At 56.4% G+C, this 16,808-nt stretch carries 15 protein-coding genes; 5 read left to right on the plus strand and 10 right to left on the minus strand.

What is annotated here, in order from left to right:
- Positions 1 to 59: 59 nt before the first annotated feature.
- Positions 60 to 518: a GNAT family N-acetyltransferase gene (locus OSO_RS0134140; protein WP_010587343.1), complete on the plus strand. Its 459-nt coding sequence runs from the start codon at positions 60 to 62 to the stop codon at positions 516 to 518.
- A gap of 21 nt (positions 519 to 539) precedes the next feature.
- Here OSO_RS0134140 and OSO_RS0134145 read toward each other — a convergent pair whose 3' ends face one another.
- From OSO_RS0134145 to OSO_RS0134170, 6 genes are all read right to left on the minus strand, one after another.
- Complete coding sequence (locus OSO_RS0134145; RefSeq protein WP_010587344.1) at positions 540 to 1,352, minus strand: SIR2 family NAD-dependent protein deacylase; 813 nt, start codon at positions 1,350 to 1,352, stop codon at positions 540 to 542.
- Positions 1,353 to 1,489: 137 nt separating this feature from the next.
- Positions 1,490 to 1,702, minus strand: a complete 213-nt coding sequence (locus OSO_RS46240) for a carbon storage regulator (protein WP_010587345.1) — start codon at positions 1,700 to 1,702, stop codon at positions 1,490 to 1,492.
- 432 nt (positions 1,703 to 2,134) lie between these two features.
- Complete coding sequence (locus OSO_RS46245; protein WP_040593568.1) at positions 2,135 to 2,629, minus strand: pyridoxamine 5'-phosphate oxidase family protein; 495 nt, start codon at positions 2,627 to 2,629, stop codon at positions 2,135 to 2,137.
- A gap of 156 nt (positions 2,630 to 2,785) precedes the next feature.
- The gene (locus tag OSO_RS0134160; RefSeq protein WP_202800020.1) at positions 2,786 to 3,868 is read right to left on the minus strand and encodes a Gfo/Idh/MocA family protein; all 1,083 of its coding nucleotides are present in this window, start codon (positions 3,866 to 3,868) and stop codon (positions 2,786 to 2,788) included.
- Between the two features lie 95 nt (positions 3,869 to 3,963).
- Complete coding sequence (locus tag OSO_RS0134165) at positions 3,964 to 4,458, minus strand: hypothetical protein (RefSeq protein WP_010587348.1); 495 nt, start codon at positions 4,456 to 4,458, stop codon at positions 3,964 to 3,966.
- A 296-nt stretch (positions 4,459 to 4,754) separates the two neighbouring features.
- On the minus strand, positions 4,755 to 5,033 hold the full coding sequence (locus OSO_RS0134170) for a ferredoxin family protein (RefSeq protein ID WP_010587349.1): 279 nt from the start codon (positions 5,031 to 5,033) through the stop codon (positions 4,755 to 4,757).
- Between the two features lie 257 nt (positions 5,034 to 5,290).
- Between OSO_RS0134170 and OSO_RS0134180 the strand changes: the two genes are divergently transcribed.
- The 3 genes from OSO_RS0134180 (at position 5,291) to OSO_RS0134190 (ending at position 11,345) form a co-directional block, all read left to right on the plus strand.
- Positions 5,291 to 6,754, plus strand: a complete 1,464-nt coding sequence (locus OSO_RS0134180) for a protein kinase domain-containing protein (protein ID WP_010587350.1) — start codon at positions 5,291 to 5,293, stop codon at positions 6,752 to 6,754.
- A gap of 122 nt (positions 6,755 to 6,876) precedes the next feature.
- Positions 6,877 to 7,293, plus strand: coding sequence for a BlaI/MecI/CopY family transcriptional regulator (locus OSO_RS0134185; RefSeq protein WP_010587351.1), 417 nt, complete (start codon positions 6,877 to 6,879; stop codon positions 7,291 to 7,293).
- On the plus strand, positions 7,290 to 11,345 hold the full coding sequence (locus tag OSO_RS0134190) for a M56 family metallopeptidase (RefSeq protein ID WP_010587352.1): 4,056 nt from the start codon (positions 7,290 to 7,292) through the stop codon (positions 11,343 to 11,345). Before OSO_RS0134185 ends, OSO_RS0134190 begins: the two co-directional genes overlap by 4 nt.
- An 84-nt stretch (positions 11,346 to 11,429) precedes the next feature.
- Here OSO_RS0134190 and OSO_RS48965 read toward each other — a convergent pair whose 3' ends face one another.
- Both OSO_RS48965 and OSO_RS0134200 read right to left on the minus strand, forming a co-directional pair.
- Positions 11,430 to 13,274, minus strand: coding sequence for an RDD family protein (locus tag OSO_RS48965; RefSeq protein ID WP_010587353.1), 1,845 nt, complete (start codon positions 13,272 to 13,274; stop codon positions 11,430 to 11,432).
- Positions 13,275 to 13,344: 70 nt separating this feature from the next.
- Positions 13,345 to 13,860: a hypothetical protein gene (locus tag OSO_RS0134200; protein ID WP_010587354.1), complete on the minus strand. Its 516-nt coding sequence runs from the start codon at positions 13,858 to 13,860 to the stop codon at positions 13,345 to 13,347.
- Positions 13,861 to 14,117: 257 nt separating this feature from the next.
- On the opposite strand from OSO_RS0134200, the gene OSO_RS0134205 reads away from it, so the two are divergent.
- The gene (locus OSO_RS0134205; RefSeq protein WP_010587355.1) at positions 14,118 to 15,080 is read left to right on the plus strand and encodes a cation diffusion facilitator family transporter; all 963 of its coding nucleotides are present in this window, start codon (positions 14,118 to 14,120) and stop codon (positions 15,078 to 15,080) included.
- Between the two features lie 66 nt (positions 15,081 to 15,146).
- Here the strand turns inward: OSO_RS0134205 and OSO_RS50225 are convergent, their stop codons facing one another.
- Together OSO_RS50225 and OSO_RS0134220 are read right to left on the minus strand one after the other, a co-directional pair.
- The gene (locus OSO_RS50225) at positions 15,147 to 15,302 is read right to left on the minus strand and encodes a DUF3309 family protein (protein ID WP_010587356.1); all 156 of its coding nucleotides are present in this window, start codon (positions 15,300 to 15,302) and stop codon (positions 15,147 to 15,149) included.
- Positions 15,303 to 15,949: 647 nt separating this feature from the next.
- Complete coding sequence (locus OSO_RS0134220; RefSeq protein ID WP_029247774.1) at positions 15,950 to 16,705, minus strand: Bax inhibitor-1/YccA family protein; 756 nt, start codon at positions 16,703 to 16,705, stop codon at positions 15,950 to 15,952.
- Positions 16,706 to 16,808 lie beyond the last annotated feature (103 nt).

Raw genomic sequence — 16,808 nt, forward strand, 5'->3', positions numbered from 1 at the left:
GATGGCAGGGTTCAGCGGGCCGCGAGAGCCAGGCAGGTGTTTCCGGAGACGACGATTCCATGTTGACGATCCGACGGGCGGACAGGGCGGATATTCCCAACATCGTGCGTCTGACGACGTCCCTGGCAGAGCGTTTCATCACCAGAGACTGCACCCAGGAAGGAGCGCTGAATCTGGTTGACTCAATGAACGAATCCCAGACACATGAACGATTCGCAGGGGCCTATCGTTACTTCGTGGCGTGCGACGATGGCGAAATCGTGGGAGTGGTGGCGACTCAGGAGGATCGTCATCTTTACCATCTCTTCGTGGCGGAGCGTTATCACCGTCGTGGAATTGGACGAGACCTCTGGCAGATCGCGCGGCAGGCCTGCATCACCAATGGCAATCGGGGCCATTTCACCGTGAACTCGTCCCGTGGTTCACGCGGGGTCTACGAATCCTTTGGGTTTGTGGCGCAGCCGGAAGTGGTCGTGAACGGAGTGCCGTTCGTACCGATGAGTTTGACGCTCGACTAGTCGAAAACGCGTCCGCGTTCTTCAGTCGGCTGGCCCAAATGCGTCACTGACCAGTTTCGGCAGAATGGTTTCAGAATTGCCCTGCAGCCAACATTCCCCGCGAACGTGTGGATCGATGGTGATCGTCGTCGCGCCTGCCTTGGAGGCACGGTCGGGCAGCATGGCTGCGGGATAGACTGCGGCGGATGTACCCACTGTCAGGAGCAGATCGCATTGATCGGCGGCCTGGCAGGCTTCGGTCCAGGCTGGTTCCGCCAAGGCATCGCCGAAAAGGATCAGATTGGGGCGATGTCGGCCCCGCCAGTCGAAGGGAAAACATTGCCGCAGTTCCCACAGAAATGACACCAGGGAAATCTTCTTGTGTGTATATTTTTCCAGCGTTTCACTGATGCGGATCAGTTCATCGCGTTGAAACCGTTTGATGACCTGTTGCGTGGATGTGTCGATCACCTCGAGCAGTGAGCCGTGGATTTCGTGGACATGGGTCGAACCGGCGGCTTGATGAAGTCCGTCAACATTCTGGGTGACAACGGTCGTGGTTGTGTGTCGTTCGATTCGAGACACGGCCCGATGTGCTGCGTTGGCGTGTGCTTTCGCGATGGGGGCGACCACATTCAACACAAACTCGGCAACCTGATGCGGTCGAGTGAGCGCCGTCTTGAGCAGTCCGTCCCAGGTCGCAAATTGTTCAGGAGGAAATCGATTCCAGAAGCCATCGGTATCGCGAAACGTAGGAATTCCACTGCTCGCCGAAATACCCGCTCCAGTAAAGACGACGATTCGTTCGGCTTTACGCAGCGCCAAAACAGCCGTGATCCAATTGTCGGTGTCCATGGGGCGGTGCCTCGGTTTCACGTCAAAACGACCTACCCGAAATCCTGCCCGAATCAGGGTGCGAATGACAGGCTTTGAATCCCCCTCGGCAACGATGGCTGACTCGCTCCGAGCGGCACCGTTGCCCGACTCTCAAATCACGACGCTTTGGACAACGAATCGTTGTTCGCGGAATCTCGGGACAGTTCCCTGGATTGTGTTGTTGCCGAAGAGGGGCCCGCGCGTTGAATGCGAACGTGATTCGGTGCTTCGACGCCGATGACGACATTGCATTTGCCGGTTCGGGTCACGGTAATCGTGGCGTTGCCGATCTGAATTTTCTCGCCCAGTTTTCGGGTAATGACCAACATGGCTAGTTCCATTAGCGTTTGGCATGATCTCGGGCGTTGCGTGTGCAACGGCATGCCACCCCAGATAAAGGACGCTCGACCTTGAGCGTAAAGTCTTGGGTTTGGTTCGCCAGAAAAGCGAAGAGATTTTGTCTCGGTTTCGTCCGAGACGGCACGGCCGGCACCCGCCGGAGATGGTCTTTGTCTGCGGCACAGGATAGCGAATTGATCGCGTCTGTCCAGACACAACTTCCTGTGTTTGATGGAACGGGGAAAAACGAAGGGACGCCCCGTGTACCGTCTTCCCTGTTCGCGTTTCCATCGCCACGGGGAGTGCCGATTCCCTGTGGATGAGGTCGTGTAAGTGCTTTAAGGGATATAGGTTACGCGGTGGCGGCTCTACTTCTGGCGCACTCGATTCTCGGGAGGGGATTTCGCAACCTCAATTGGCCATTACAGATGCACTTTGCCGTGCACTTTCGTGTCGTTCGCCAGATGGGGCCGGGTGCCGCTGAGGTACGCTTTGCCGGCTTCAATCAAGTACTGAATGCCGCTCATTCCGCTGTTGTCCCAGTATTCACAGGTCTGTCCCCGAACCTGAATCAGTACCAGGGATGGGTCGTCTTTTCCGCCTGGGAACCAGACTTTGAATGGCTCCTTCCAGAGTTCGGCAATCTTTTGACGGTCTTCAACGGCCGTGGCACTTCCGCTGATCGAAATGAATTTGTTGGACGACTGCATCGTCACGTTAACGCGATTGTCATGCGTGATTTCATCCATTTTTCCGGAGTTACGGTCGGTCATAAACCACAGTGTTTCATCGGCTGGCGTTTCAGCGAGCATCATTGGCCGGGCTCGCAGTTCTCCGTCCTCAGCGCGGGTCACGATCATTCCAACGTGAAATCCCTTGAGCATTTCATGCAGATGTGTGCTAGGGGCTGTATCCATGATGCACTGTCCTTTCAACGGATCGTTATCGTATGAGCGAGGATGGCGAAACGGTGAAATTCGTTCGCAAATCTCACGCCATCGACGGGGCGACGTCACAACGATTGCGTGAATCACAGGAAGATCACATGTATCTAAAAGCGTTCGTGTTTTCCGTCAGGTGTTCAATGCGACTGTACGACCGGTGCGAATGGCCTCTTGGATGGCCGTGATCACGCGTAAATCTGCGAGTCCCTCTGCACCTGGTGTGCGTGATTCTTTTCCCGATAGGACACACTCTGAAAAGTGATCCATCTCAGCCGCAAAATGATTGACGGGAGACAAGTTGAGTTCTGATGCCATTTTGGAATCACGTAGTATGAGGCGTTGTCCGAGATAGGCAAATGCCGAATCGAGATGTAGGCTTCCGTGCGTACCATGGACGTCGTAACGTCGCGCCTCACTCGTGCCGAAACTGCAATCGCCCTGCGCGATGGTGCCCGAGGGAAATTTCAGCGCAAAGGCAACAGTTTCAGGGACTTCACGGAATCGTGGATCATCCTTCGGTTGATGAGCAGTGGCTGAGACTTCAATTGGCTCCTCGCCCGTCAAATACCGGAATGCGTTCAAACAGTAGATTCCCACGTCCTGTAGCGGTCCGCCGCCCAAGGTTTGGCTCAGGCGAATGTTCGGAGCCTGGGTATTTTGCCCGTTCGTGGCCCTCATGGTTTTGAGCTTGCCGAGCTGCCCCTCACGGCATCGCTTAATCGCTTCGACGTTGAACGGCTCGTACCGCAGTCTGTATGCGATCATCAACTGACGCCGGGCCGTTTTTGCGGCCGCAATCATCTGTTCGCATTCTGCAACCGATGTCGCCATCGGCTTTTCGCACAGGATATGTTTTCCAGCTTTCAGGCCGCGCAGCGTGTACTCGGCATGCATGCTGTTCGGCAGAATGATGTAAATGACATCGACCGCAGGATTCTCAGCGATCGTGTCGTAGCTGGAATAGTCGTAAATCTGTTTGGGGTCGACGCCATACACGGCGGCAACTTTCTTCGCCTTTTCGGGATGACCGCTGACGAGGGCCACGAGTTTGGCGAGATCGCATTGTCCGAATGCGGGAAGGACTTCTTCGATTGCCAATTGGCCCAATCCCACGATGGCCCATCCGACTTTTTTGGCAGGCGGTTCGGGGATTTTGACGTGCGGCGGCTGCTTGTCGGATGGGGCGAGGGGTGGAGAATCAGCCTTTGTCATCGTGTGACTCACAAGTAAAGTGGTGCCAGCAATTAATGAGGCGTTCGCGACCAGAAAATCGCGCCGGTTTATGTCATCGATCGGGAGCTGGGGCATTACGGCGTTCCTGCGGAACCGGCATGAGCGAGCTGAGCTTGCCCCATTCGTCCCAAGGCAAGGCTCAGCGCCAGTGCGGAGTAAATTCCAAATAGCGATGTATTCGAGAGTCGCTTCTCGAATCCTGGGGTCACCCGCCGCGGAACGAGGTAGTAATCCGTAACGAAGGCTAGAGCCGACACGGCCGCACCACCGACCAGAGCCTGCCTGACATCCTGGCGGTCGACCGCGCGACCGAAATACATTTCAAAAATTCCTGCCCACGACGTCACTGCGGCTCCATTCAGAGCCATTCCGGTTGCGGTGTATTTCCAGCTCGCCTCATCGTGGGTCGCAGCTTCGTCACCCCAGGCGATATGACTGATGGCGTTCAGAGGTGCGATCGCGTTGCCTTCTTCCAATTCCCCACAGATGGCGGTGGCCAACGTTGTCGCTGTTGCGGCGGCGGCACCTGTCTGAAGCGTATTTTGCAAAAGTGCGGACGAGCCGGTCATGGTTACTCCATTATTTCAACGGTGAAGAAATTCGCGTTCGTGAGCACGACGGCCCGTTCTACGATGACGCAAAGGCCATTCCGGGGATGCTCACTTGCGGCGTCAGTTCGTGACGCAAGTTGTCGTAAAGAAGTTCCCCACCAACCGGTTGAGGACCCTGTCGAGTCTTTTGATTCAGCAGCGCGGGAGACCTGGCGAGATCTCCCAACGGAACGGAATCGCGCGCCTTGGTCCGAATCGGCGCAGGGCCGCACCGGTTCAGTGTTGACCGACAGCGGCTTTCCGGGGACCTGTACCTATTCGTCACAAAGCGGCGTTTTCTGCTCCGTGATGTTTGGGCAGGTCAATGACATCTCTCGGTTCAGTTCGATGTACGTGTGCCATTTTTCGGGGACGTCATCGTGGTAGAAGATGGCCTGTGGCGGGCATTCGGGAATACAGGCGCCACAATCGACGCACTCATCCGGGTGAATGAACAGCATCGATGCGCCTTCGTAAAAGCAGTCAACGGGGCACACGGCGACGCAGTCTGTGTATTTGCAGCCGAAGCAGGGTTCTGTCACGACCATGGCCATCGTCAGTTCCTTTCAGGATCAGAAAAAAATCAGTCTCAACCCGCTAATGCCGAAACAGCCTGAAGGCCGGGCGTGAGAAATCGATTTTCGTTCGCGATTTTGGGAAGTCGTCGATTCCGTGCGCGCGGCTCGATTGGTTCGATCCGGGCGATATCATTCTCTGATGCCGGGATGGCAGATTGGTTGAAGGCGCGTGGCTCAGTCCTGACGGGCACGATCCACGCGGCGAAAATCTCGACTGAATGGGCTGCGTTGAAATGTCCGACGACACCGTCGATTCGAAACTTATCGAAGCATGGTCACGTGGTGACGAGCGTGCTGCGACGATCCTTTTCGAGCGTTATCATGTTCGCCTGACCGCACTCATCAAGGCGAAACTATCGCGCCAGTTGGCGCGTCGAATTGATCCGGAAGACATCCTGTTGTCTGCCTATCGCAGCTTTTTCATCACGTCACGTGACCGACGTTCTTTGACCGCGGCCAATGACGATCTCTGGCCGCTGCTGGCGACCTTCGTGCTGCGAAAATTGGCGCGACAGGTCCGTTACCACCACGCCGGTCGTCGGTCCGTCGCGCACGAGCAAGCCGAATCGTCTGCAGGGATGGAAAGTGTGTGGCAACGGGAGCCCACCGCAGAGCATGCCGCGGTGTTTTTGGAAGAAGTCGAACGCCTGATGAAGCGCCTCGACGAGACCGCACGTGAAGTCGTGGTCCTGACCCTGCAAGGGTATGACGCGCCCACGATCGCTGGCCAACTTGGTCTGAATGAACGAACCGTTCGCCGAGCCCTCGAACGGGTTCGAGCATTGCTTCCCATCGAACGTGCCGATGGCATGGGTTCGCCTCAAGTGTCGTTGTCAGTTGCGCCCGGTGAGGGCCGAGTTCAACGTGATCGTGTCGAGCGGAGGGGCACAACAACCTATGATCAGTTCGTCCTTCAGCAATTCGTCGGCTCTGGTGCGTTCAGTAAAGTCTATCGTGCGATCGAACGTGCTTCCGGTCAGACTGTGGCGGTCAAGTTTCTTCGCAAGGAATGCTGGACTGACACGCGTGCGATCGAGGCCCTGATTCGTGAATACGATCTCTTGCGGCAGCTCAACCACCACAAGATTTTGGCGATTCGAAGCTGGGGAACGACACCCCGCGGAGCCTTATTCCTGGTGACCGATTTCATCTCGGGAACGAATCTGGCCGAATGGCGTCAGCATACAAAACCTGGCGTCAAACGGATTCTTGAAGTGGTTCGCGATGTTACGCTCGCTGTGGGCGCCGCCCATGCGAGACAGATCTTTCACGGCGACTTGAAACCCGCGAATGTCATGCTGAAGGACGATGGTCAGATCGTGTTGTGTGATTTTGGACTCGCCCGGTACGCCTCTGATCCAGACGATGTGCCACGCGGCGGAACGGCCGGGTTTCTGGCTCCCGAACAGATTTCCGATGTGTTCGGGAGCCTCAGCGCGCAAACCGACGTGTACGGCATTGGGGCGATGCTGTTCGCGCTACTCGTCGGGCAGCCGCCGATGACGGGGCGAGACTTGCCAGAGACGCTGGCGAATGTGCTGTCGGCATCCGTACCGAAGCCCGCGTCGAGTTATGGCGTTGTCACACCACCAGGATTGGACGAGTTTCTTCTGCGCTGTTTGCAGAAGGAGCCGTCCCAGCGATTTGCCTCTGTCGACGAGGTCTTGCAAGCATTGGATGCCATCCCGAGCGATTGACTGCGGCGGGGCAATCCACCTCTATCATTCAGAATTCTGGAAGCGAGATTGACATACCTACACTGCGTAGGCATAGTTTGCCTACGCAGTGTAGGTATGAAGCGACCTTCAAGGATGTGATCGTGGGAAATGAGAACGGGCCGGGGCTTACCGCTGCACAGCGGGAGATCATGGAGATTGTCTGGAAGCGAGGTTCCGTCACCGTGACCGAAGTTCGCGATGCGCTGGCGCAAGAACGCGAACTGGCACGCAACACCGTACAAACGATGATCGTCCGGCTTGAAGAGAAGGGCTGGCTCGTTCACCGCGAAGAAGGCCGCACGTTTGTGTATTCCGCAGCACGCCCGCGCAAAGTGTCGCTCGGGGCCAAGGTTGCGCAGCTGGTTGATCGGTGGTTCGCCGGATCGTCCGACGAAATGGTCACGGCGCTCATCGAGTACCGCGGCCTCTCGGCCGATGAAGCGGAGCGAATTCGTCAAATGGTCGAGGAAGCCGAAGCGAAAACGAAACGTCAGAACAAGCGGGGGAGACCGTCATGACTTCGCCGGAGTTTGGGGCATTCGTCAATCCGATTGCCACCTGGGCCGTCAATGTCGTGCTGGAAGTGACCGGTGTGATCGCCATCGCACTGCTTGTCGGGTCATTTCTACGCAGTCCCGTTACCCGGCACGGCTTGCTGTTGTCATCACTGCTGCTGGTTCTGTTCAGTCCAGCGATCGCTGCCTGCTTGCAGTGGAGTGAAAAGAGCCTGGTCAAGATTGTGCTCGTGAGCGCGCCAGGCACGCCAGCAGCACTGCCGATCCCCGCGGGTGCTTTAACCACTTGGCAATCGGACGAAGGCTCTGTCATCCCAGAGGAATTCAATCCGATTGCTGCCAACGAAGGTCACGCTGCGGCCGTATCAAACGCGAACCCGCCACAGCGTATGTCCGAGTTGGCGCGGCAGACCGAGGAATCGACGTTTAGGCTAAGCCCTTCAGATTCGAGTCGGAAAGAACGCGATGCCGGGATTGGCACACGTTCGCACATCGCGTCCGCCGCCGCGTCGTCGACTTCCCTAACGGACGTCCTGAGGTCTCTTGTTCAGACGCTCGGAGCCCCGCTCTTGCTGATCTGGTTCTTTGGAACGTGCCTGCTGATGCTGAAGCTTGCCGTCGGTTGCTATCGACTGGCGATATTGATGCGGGCGGCGATTCCGAATTCTCATCCCCTGATCCGCGATGCCTTCGAACGTGCCGCTCGATCGTTCGGAGATCGTCCGTTGCCCGAGTTGGTGTTGTCATCTCGAGTTTCTGGTCCGCTGTCTGCGGGGTGGATCCATCCCCGCGTGATCCTGCCCCTGACAATCATCGATCAGCTGACAAGCGATCAACTTCACGACGTGTTGGTTCATGAAATTGCACACGTCGTTCGACGCGATCCGTTGATTGTCTTGCTGCAAAACATCACGGCGGCGCTCTTCTGGCCGCATCCTTTGGTGACCCTGTTGAATCGTCGTCTGGGGCAGGCTCGCGAAGAAATCTGCGACAATTATGTGTTAAATGTGATTGATGCCGCGTCCTACAGCCGCACCCTGCTGACGATGGCGCAGTTAACCCACGCAGGGGCGACTTTGCCAGGCACGGCGGGGCTCTTCACGTCACGATGGAAGTTGGAATGGCGAGTTGCCGATCTGCTGAACGACCGCCGTAGTCGGGGAACCAGCCTGACGTGGCGCAGTGCAATGCTGGTCGGAGTGGTCGCGTCGGCGATGATCGCGGTCACGATGCTGGCCACGGTGTCGATCGCCGTTGAAGGGAAATCTAAACAGGACGACGTCGGCACGGCGAAGCAGGAAGGCCGGGCGAAGTCGGAGGAACCGGATGATGGGCTGCTCACCTTGCGTCTGGATCTGCAACTGCGCGATGGTTCGCCAGTGCCCGGCGCGATCGTAGAGACGACCGGACAATACCTCATCACTCCCCAAATCAAGGTCGCCGACAAGCGGGGGCGGGCACAGATTCGCGACCTGTTTGAGCATGGTGCCAGAATCTCTGCTCGTTCTGCCGATGGGAGGTTTCAGGCGACACTGACCAAGAATCCGAATGACCTTCGGCGGGATTTCGCGAATCCGATCGCGCTCACACTGACCCCGGCAATTCAACACCGTGTCGTCGTGACGAGCGAAGGGCGTCCGGCGGCTGATGTGCTCGTCATTGGATCGGGAGTTTCATTCAGCGCGCAGCAGCGAACGGGCCCCGATGGGATTGCGGTTCTCAATCTTCCCGCAGACGACAAGGTCCTTGTTGTCGTTGCATCAGATCCGCGGCGCGGTGCTGCGGCTGTGCGAGTCTCCGACGAACGACCACTTCAAGAATTCACAACGTTGTCGTTGTTGCCACCCGCTCCCCTACAGTTTCGATTTGTCGATCAGCGAGGCGATCCCGCTGCCGATGTCGAATTTGGTCTTCATGTTCAGTTCGACGACGCCAATTGGATTCTGGCACGCGACCTGCAAATGGTCCGCTCGAAAACCAATCAACAAGGGGAGGCGGATCTGTCATGGCTGCCGCGCGATCAACTGAAAAGGGTTGAAGTCCAGATTGTGGGTTCGAATTGGAAGGTCGATTCGACAGATCTCGATCAGCTATCACAGCGTGTCGTGACGGTCCATGTTCGACGCCAAAAACCGGTTGTGGGCAGGTTGAGTATGCCCGATGGACGCAATCCCGAAGGGGTGCTGATCTGTGGATCTGGTTTTAGTACGACGATGAACGGGACGTATGCACTCGCCCGCGTCAGGCGAAATGGTTCGTTCATGTTTCATGCCGCTTCGGATCATGGCTACGCGATGGGAGTCGCCGACGCGGACTGGGGCAGTGACATTTGGACGGGTGTCATTCTGAGCGATGATGCGGCGAAATCACCGCAGATCAAGATCACCGCGTACCCTGCCACCCCTGTGACGACGCTCGTGACGCGCGGGGCTCACAAGGTTCCCGTGGCCGGCGTCATGGTTTATGTGAAACAGTCTGCCAGCTTTGAATGGATCGACTCGACAGGAAAGAAGCACAACTGCTTGGGAGGTGTCTCAGGATCGTGGAATACCGACGCCAGGGGTCAGGTTCGAGTAGGTGTCGGGCGCGGAACGGTGGATGTCTCGTTGTATGCGGGCAAGTGGCATGAAGATCAATCTCGCGAGGTCACCTCGACGCAACCCCAGGAGTTCCTTTTTCATCGTGAATGGGATGGAAATCGGCAAGTCATTGCGAGTCTTACGAAGGATGGTGAGCCCTATCTGCCGTCGTCAAACCTCTTGATGCGTGCCTGGACCAATACGTCGCCCTACAGCAGTCCTGTTTATGAACCTGTGTTGAAAAATGACAATTTAATTGAGGTGAATTTTGACGAGAAGGCGATGGAACTTGTCGTGGTTGATCGTGAGCGTCAGATGAGTGGTTTCGGTCGAGTCGGGCTGACGGAGAAAAGTGTCGAGTTGGCGATGTTTCCGACGGCGACATACAGCGGAACTCTGTTTGATGAGAAAGGGGCGCCTCTGGTGGATCGCACCTTGAAGCTGACGACGGCGGGATCATTTCAGGATGTCGCTACACCCCAGGTGACCGACCATGAAGGTCGGTTCCACTTTGACATCGCTCCATCGCTTACGCCGCTCAGGATCGACGTGACGAACGACCTGGGACAGCCTCAATACTTCTTATTCACTCACGAGCGGTTGTTTGAACCGGGTGAAGTTCGCCACAGCGATGAGCTTCGTCCGACGCGTACGGACAAAAATAAGGAGCCGCAGGCACCAAAACGCGCGGTGCCCCTGGCCGAACGGCTTGCGTCAACGTGCGAGAACGTGCGTGTCAGTCACATGCATGCACTGCTGGTTCTGCAGGGAGACGAATCCCCAACCGTGACGGAATTGACCACCCGACTGTTCGACTACGACAAGCACAAGTTCATTCTGCATTACTTGCCAATCACCGTTCCCGCGACACAACTTCCGCTGGAAAAACCGCTCTTCGAAGACCGGAAATGGCCGCAACCCGGTGCGGGTGAAGTTGTCTTGATCGCACTCGATGGAGATCAGAAGACACTTGCGACGATGATTATCGGCACCGCCGATTTGCCCGATGCACTGCTGACTGCCAAAGAGTTCGTGGTGGCGCACCGTCCAGCCCCGATCGACGCAGGGGCCCAATATGAAGAGGCCTGTCGACGGGCTGAACGAGAGCATCGGCGCGTCTTCGTCCTCCTAGGCGGGACTCGCTGCGGACCCTGTTTCCGAATGTCGCGTTGGATCGATCGTCACCTTGCTGTGCTTGAAAAGGACTTCGTGATTTTCAAGTTTATCCCTGAACTGGACGAGAACACCCAGGGCCTTATCGACCAGATTGGCGGGCAAAAGCAGGGAGTGCCGTACTACGTGTTGACCGAACCTGACGGCACCATTTTGACGACCAGCGAAAGCTTGTTGGGGAATATTGGGATGCCAGGCACAGTCGAAGATCTCCGCCACTTCCGTCGGATGCTTGAAAAAACGACTCGTCAAATCACGGCAAAGGAAATCGGCCAACTCATTGAGTCGCTGGCAACGAAGTAGGAGCGGCACGCTTTCTATTTCGTTCTAAGTTCGATGTAGGCCGCCGTATGAAGTGAGTTGTCAATTTGTTCGCGAAACTTGCTGTCAGGTGCGCGTGGTTTCAACGACGATGGTATCGGCGAGCAGGTCGCCGAGGCGTTGGCGGTTTTGGGTGAGGGCGATGCACGCGATGCCCGGTGCCCAGCAGAAGAACCCGCAACTGTCGAACGCCAGGAAGATTTCTCGCAGCAGGCTGCGGGCGATGCCGCAGGGGCGCAAGGTGGTTCTTAACGCACGGAGGCCGCAGCACCATTTTCCCGGCGTGATTCCCCAGAGTCCCTGCATGAGGATGATCGCGATGACGCTTGCGACGATCCAGAGTCCGAGCGGGATTGCGACGTTCTGTGCGGTATGAATCGTGGGATGATCGACATTCCGTGCAAAGGCTTCGGCGAATGCGTCCCAGTCGAATCCTTGTGTCATGACCCAGCCGAGCAGGGCCGTCGTCAGGATCACCAGCGTAATGTCGATCAACCGGGCGAGGCTCCGTCGCCCCAACGAGGCGAGCTTCACGGATTGGTTGCCAAATTCGTAGTTGCGCGTCGTGTACCACCGCATCAGGAACCAGATCCCGCCACCAAAGAGTAATCCATAGGTCAGCAGTGCAGCAGGTGACAGGGCCAACATCAGGCATTCAATGTACAGCGGTGGAAATGAGAAGATGCGTTTCAACTTTGCCGCGGTGGGACGGATGCCATGTCCGTCCACTGAATAAAGAGATTCCTTGCCCATGGTCGTCGTCACGACCACGTACGATTTCTGCCCGTCATGACAGGTCACAGTCCGAAAGTGGACCGCTCCGAGTGGCAATGGTTGAGTGGCGAACATGGACCAGGTCTGTCCATCGAAGCGATAGACGTTTCCCATTGGATTTGTGGTCTTCAGACCGTCAACGATCATGACGGCTGGCTGGCCGTCAATGAGCATGGCAGTAGGTTGATCGCGCCAGAACATGGATTCACTGATTTCGGCGCGAACCAGCGACCACGGGGCGAGTTCGGTATCGGCATTCGCAACGCGCAGGGCCGACGCACATTCTTTGATGGGATTGAATTGTGCCACGTCACGATGCTTGAGGGGATTATGGACAAGCATCGTTGTCGATTCGGGCCAGAGATCGAATCCTGCGCGATACAGTATTCGGCCATCGGATTCGATGAATGTGTGGAGTTGATTGCCTGATGTCAGGACTCGAATGCTTCTGGCACCGTTGAATGAGATCGGGGTACCGCCGATTGTCCACGTCCGATTTGATGACGGTAGGACAACAAATCGACCAGTGTCCCATCGCCCGTCCTTCATTGACGAGACGAGGATGCCGTCGTCGGTTGATTCAATAAGAGCGGGATTTCGATTCAACGAGATCCATTGTCGTTCAACCCAGGGGTTGGCGGATTTGGAGACGTAAGAGGGAAACGGGGACGGATGCCAATCACCATCTATGAGTTTGAACGCTTCCTGCTGCATGGATTCGATGGTCCATGGGGGCTCGCCGTTGATGGACGAATTGGCCAACCACAATTCATCTCCGATCACCGTGGGAACTCGTCTGTGATCTGCAGGGACTTTCCAGCCAAGATCGACCAACTCGCCTGTTTCTGGATCCAAGCTCCAGACCGTCAAATCCCATCCCTGGCTTTGCGGCGTCTTAGAACTTTGATTCGAATAAATAAATCGATCTTGCCAAAATTCCGCCCGGCTCAAGCGTCCAAGATAGGGGCTGACGCCGAGCCGCAATCCGCGAATTTGATTCCAGTCAAATCGTCCGATCAGCAGTGAATCCTGTGCGACCCGGCTTCCTTCGATAGACAGAAAGGCAAGCTGCGGCAAGCTCATTCCAATCGACAAGAAAACGACGCCAAAGAGGTAGAGTGGACGCTTGCTTGACATTCTGCTTCTTCAACAGTGACCGATGATCGATAAGTGGGCATCCCATGAACGCGGAGATGTGTCGAAGAGGTTACTGATATTTATGACAAAGTGTCTCGAAGGTGTCGAAGATTTCAAGTAGCTCAATGAAGAATCCGTTCGTGAAGAGTGCCGACTGCTTGGAGGCAATATACAGGACATTGACGGGTGAACCGAAAATGCCCTTCGAGCTCCAGGTCCAACGAATTCCATGGCGAGTGGCGTATTCGAAATCATTCACGAGAAATGATTCAGAATCGCAGCAGTGACCCGAAGCGATTTGGGAATTCAGAAGTGCGGACCATGCTGTGACCTCGTCTCTGTCGAGTAAACAACGGCTGATCTCTTGCACGTCGTTGATCGAATGCTTCAACCGCAATGAGCAGAGAGTTTGTTTCTGTTGATTCCAGCCGACACTGGTAAGGACTGGACAAAAATCGATGGAATGTCCGAGCGACGCGCGTAATTGTCCGATCGATTCAAGTTCATACGTCAGTCGCATGCCGGGGGCGACAAAGCGAAACATGAACGGCTCGTTTGCTTCGGAAGGATCGGAATCGTCGTTCATGACACCTCCCTGAATTGGATCGGTGGTTCACTCGGTGCAATCTCGACTGATTCATGGACAGAGCGGATGTTGATCGGTCCGAAAGATCGCTGTCACTTCAATGGAAATAAAGAAGTGAGTGGCAACGGCATCTCGAGCCTCCCATGCACACTTTCCGCCCGCTGAATGAGAGCATACTCTTTCGGCTGAATCTACTCCCATTGACCACGACGATGATCGGTTCGTCGGACCTTCTGTATTCAGGCTGATGAGACCGCATGGAAAAGTTTGTGACCGGGGAATCGAAACGGACTGTCGATTCAGCGGCGAAGACGTTGTTGCAGCCATTCGATGCGGTTCAACAGGGAATTCGTTCCACGTTGCTGGGAATGGGGGCCAACGCATTGCTGGCGGCGATCAAGCTGGTTGCGGGAGTGCTGGGAAATGCGTACGCATTGATCGCCGATGCGGTCGAATCGATGGGCGATATTGTCGCCTCGTTGATCGTGCTCGCGGGGCTGCGGATTTCGCGTCGCGAACCTGACGATGTCTATCCGTACGGCTATGGGCGTGCGGAAACGCTGGCGGCGGCAGCGGTCTCGCTGATCATGATGGGGACGGCGATCGGGATTGCGTGGGCGGCGATTGTTGAGATTCAAACCCCGCGTCATGCCCCCGCGCCGTGGACGTTGATCGTGCTCGTGGTGGTGATCATCGTCAAAGCGGCCGTGTCGCGAACGGTCAGCACTGCCGGGGCGGAAATCGGCAGCCGATCGGTGACGGCCGACGCCTGGCATCACTTGGGGGATGCGATTACGTCCGCCGCGGCGTTCGTGGGGATTGCGATTGCCGTCTACTGCGGGCCGGGTTGGGAAACCGCCGAAGACTGGGCCGCGCTGCTGGCATCGGCCATCATCTTCGTCAACGGTGGATTTTCGTTGCTGGGGGCGATTCACGATCTGATGGATCGCAAATTGGAGCCGGAACTGTATGCCGCGGTGAGGCGGACCGCGGAATCCGTTCCGGGCGTGTGCGCCATTGAAAAGTTGGGTTTGCGAAGAACGGGTCTGCGCGTGTTCGCCGACATTCACGTCCAGGCTGATCCATCAACACCTTTACTGGAAGCCCATGCGATCGGGGGACGCGTCAAAATGGCAATTCGCCTGGCGCATCCGGTCGTGGTGCATGTGCTCGTGCATATGGAGCCGTATGAGGGTACGACGGGTGATACGGCTCGGTGAGGTTGCCGATGCGTTGAGATCGACTGCGCACCCGTATCCCCGCTCAACAACCCTTACCAAGGTTTTCTAGATATGGCCGCGGTTGAGCAGGGCCAGGATGATTAGGATCACCAGGATCGTGCCGAGACTTCCACTCGGACCGTACCCCCATCCTCGGCTATAAGGCCATGCGGGTGTGGTTCCGACCATTAACAACAAGACGATGATCAGCAGCAGTAACATGGAACGGTCCTCTGAATTTCAAAGTTGTCAAAACAAGACTGCCCGGCCGTCTCTGCATCGTGAGATGACGGCGTGCGAGAGTAACGCGATGTTTGGCCGCGATGACGAGCAATGTCGTCTGGGTGCCGGAAGAACAGCGATCAATTCAGGCGGTGGATCAAGTGACGAGATTTACATTACGCAATGCGCATGCCAAAGTCCCTGTTACAGATCGTCGGCGAGCTCGACAGTCTGATTTCTCGCATTCTGCAGGGCATTGAGCCTCGAAATCGGAGTTTCGGACGGATGGAGGCGGGACGCATTGTAAGAGAATGCGTGATGCTTGGACGATCAGGTTGCTGGGCCACGTGACAAAGGTTGCTCGAAGAGGAGGGGCAGAATTGAGTTTGGGGTCTTGTGCAATCCGGAATTTCAGCACAGATGGATCATGCGCTCGGCTGAGAGCCTCGAAAACGACACCGCCCAGGCTGTGGACCTGGGCTGTGAAATTGTTTCTGTGAGCGTCACGAACGCGAGCGTTCGTGTCCACGACGAGAGAAATTACGTGCGGTGAGCGTTACCAAGCGGGAGCTTGGTAACGAGAAACTCAGGTCTGTCGACACGAAAAGCGCGTGGCGACGCTGTGATGGTGACGCTGTTAAGATGGACTAGTCGTTGCTTTTCGAGCTGGCGATCAGGGACAGCAGTCGCAGGATTTCGACATACAACCAGACCAGTGTCACCATCAGGCCGAAGGCGGTGTACCATTCGTAGTACTTCGGGGCACCCTGGGCTGCGGCCTGCTGAATCGCGGCAAAGTCGATGATCAGGTTCAGGGCGGCCACGATCACGATCCCCACGGAAATCGCGATGCTGAACGGCGATGGCTTGTACAGGAACGACATCTGGATGCCGAAGAACGAGCAGATCATCGCGACGAAGTACATCAGGGCGATACCACCCGTTGCGGCGGCGACACCCATCACGAAACCGCGGGAGGCTTTGATCACTCCCGTTTTGTAGGCGAACAGCATGGCGGCCATTGTGCCGAGCGTCGCGAGGGCGGCTTGGGGGACAATGCCATTGAACATCTTTTCGTACATGCCAGAGATGGCACCGAGCAGCAGTCCTTCTGCCAATGCGTACAGCGGAGCGGTGGTTGGAGCCCAGGTCGGTTTGAAGGTGGTCGCCATCCCGAAGATCAGGCTGCCGATCACTCCACCAATCATCCAGGGCATCGCGGCCCCGGGATTTGCCCCTTGCGTCATGGCAAATGTCATCGATCCGGTTCCAATGCACAAACCCAACAGGATCAGCGACTTTGTCGCGGCCCCTTGAATCGTCATGCTTTGGCTGGTCGGAAAGAACTCTCCCCGAAAGGAATCCATGCTATTGGCGGACAAAACGGGGTTGCTGCTTCTCAACACGGTGAATCTCCTGATTTATTCCATTGAGCCGGAATCGATTGAGCGCGAGGATTCCAGTTGTTGTCGAACATTTCTGCTACGCAATCTTGTCTCAATCTGG

Origin of the sequence: Schlesneria paludicola DSM 18645, from assembly GCF_000255655.1 — a bacterium.
GTDB lineage: Bacteria > Planctomycetota > Planctomycetia > Planctomycetales > Planctomycetaceae > Schlesneria > Schlesneria paludicola.

Excerpts from the sequence above, each read along its gene's own strand:
- OSO_RS0134140 (WP_010587343.1), top strand. The coding sequence starts at position 60 with ATGTTGACGATCCGACGGGCGGACAGGGCGGATATTCCCAACATCGTG.
- OSO_RS0134145 (WP_010587344.1), bottom strand. The coding sequence starts at position 1,352 with ATGGACACCGACAATTGGATCACGGCTGTTTTGGCGCTGCGTAAAGCC.
- OSO_RS46240 (WP_010587345.1), bottom strand. The coding sequence starts at position 1,702 with ATGTTGGTCATTACCCGAAAACTGGGCGAGAAAATTCAGATCGGCAAC.
- OSO_RS46245 (WP_040593568.1), bottom strand. The coding sequence starts at position 2,629 with ATGGATACAGCCCCTAGCACACATCTGCATGAAATGCTCAAGGGATTT.
- OSO_RS0134160 (WP_202800020.1), bottom strand. The coding sequence starts at position 3,868 with ATGACAAAGGCTGATTCTCCACCCCTCGCCCCATCCGACAAGCAGCCG.
- OSO_RS0134165 (WP_010587348.1), bottom strand. The coding sequence starts at position 4,458 with ATGACCGGCTCGTCCGCACTTTTGCAAAATACGCTTCAGACAGGTGCC.
- OSO_RS0134170 (WP_010587349.1), bottom strand. The coding sequence starts at position 5,033 with ATGGCCATGGTCGTGACAGAACCCTGCTTCGGCTGCAAATACACAGAC.
- OSO_RS0134180 (WP_010587350.1), top strand. The coding sequence starts at position 5,291 with ATGTCCGACGACACCGTCGATTCGAAACTTATCGAAGCATGGTCACGT.
- OSO_RS0134190 (WP_010587352.1), top strand. The coding sequence starts at position 7,290 with ATGACTTCGCCGGAGTTTGGGGCATTCGTCAATCCGATTGCCACCTGG.
- OSO_RS48965 (WP_010587353.1), bottom strand. The coding sequence starts at position 13,274 with ATGTCAAGCAAGCGTCCACTCTACCTCTTTGGCGTCGTTTTCTTGTCG.
- OSO_RS0134200 (WP_010587354.1), bottom strand. The coding sequence starts at position 13,860 with ATGAACGACGATTCCGATCCTTCCGAAGCAAACGAGCCGTTCATGTTT.
- OSO_RS0134205 (WP_010587355.1), top strand. The coding sequence starts at position 14,118 with ATGGAAAAGTTTGTGACCGGGGAATCGAAACGGACTGTCGATTCAGCG.
- OSO_RS50225 (WP_010587356.1), bottom strand. The coding sequence starts at position 15,302 with ATGTTACTGCTGCTGATCATCGTCTTGTTGTTAATGGTCGGAACCACA.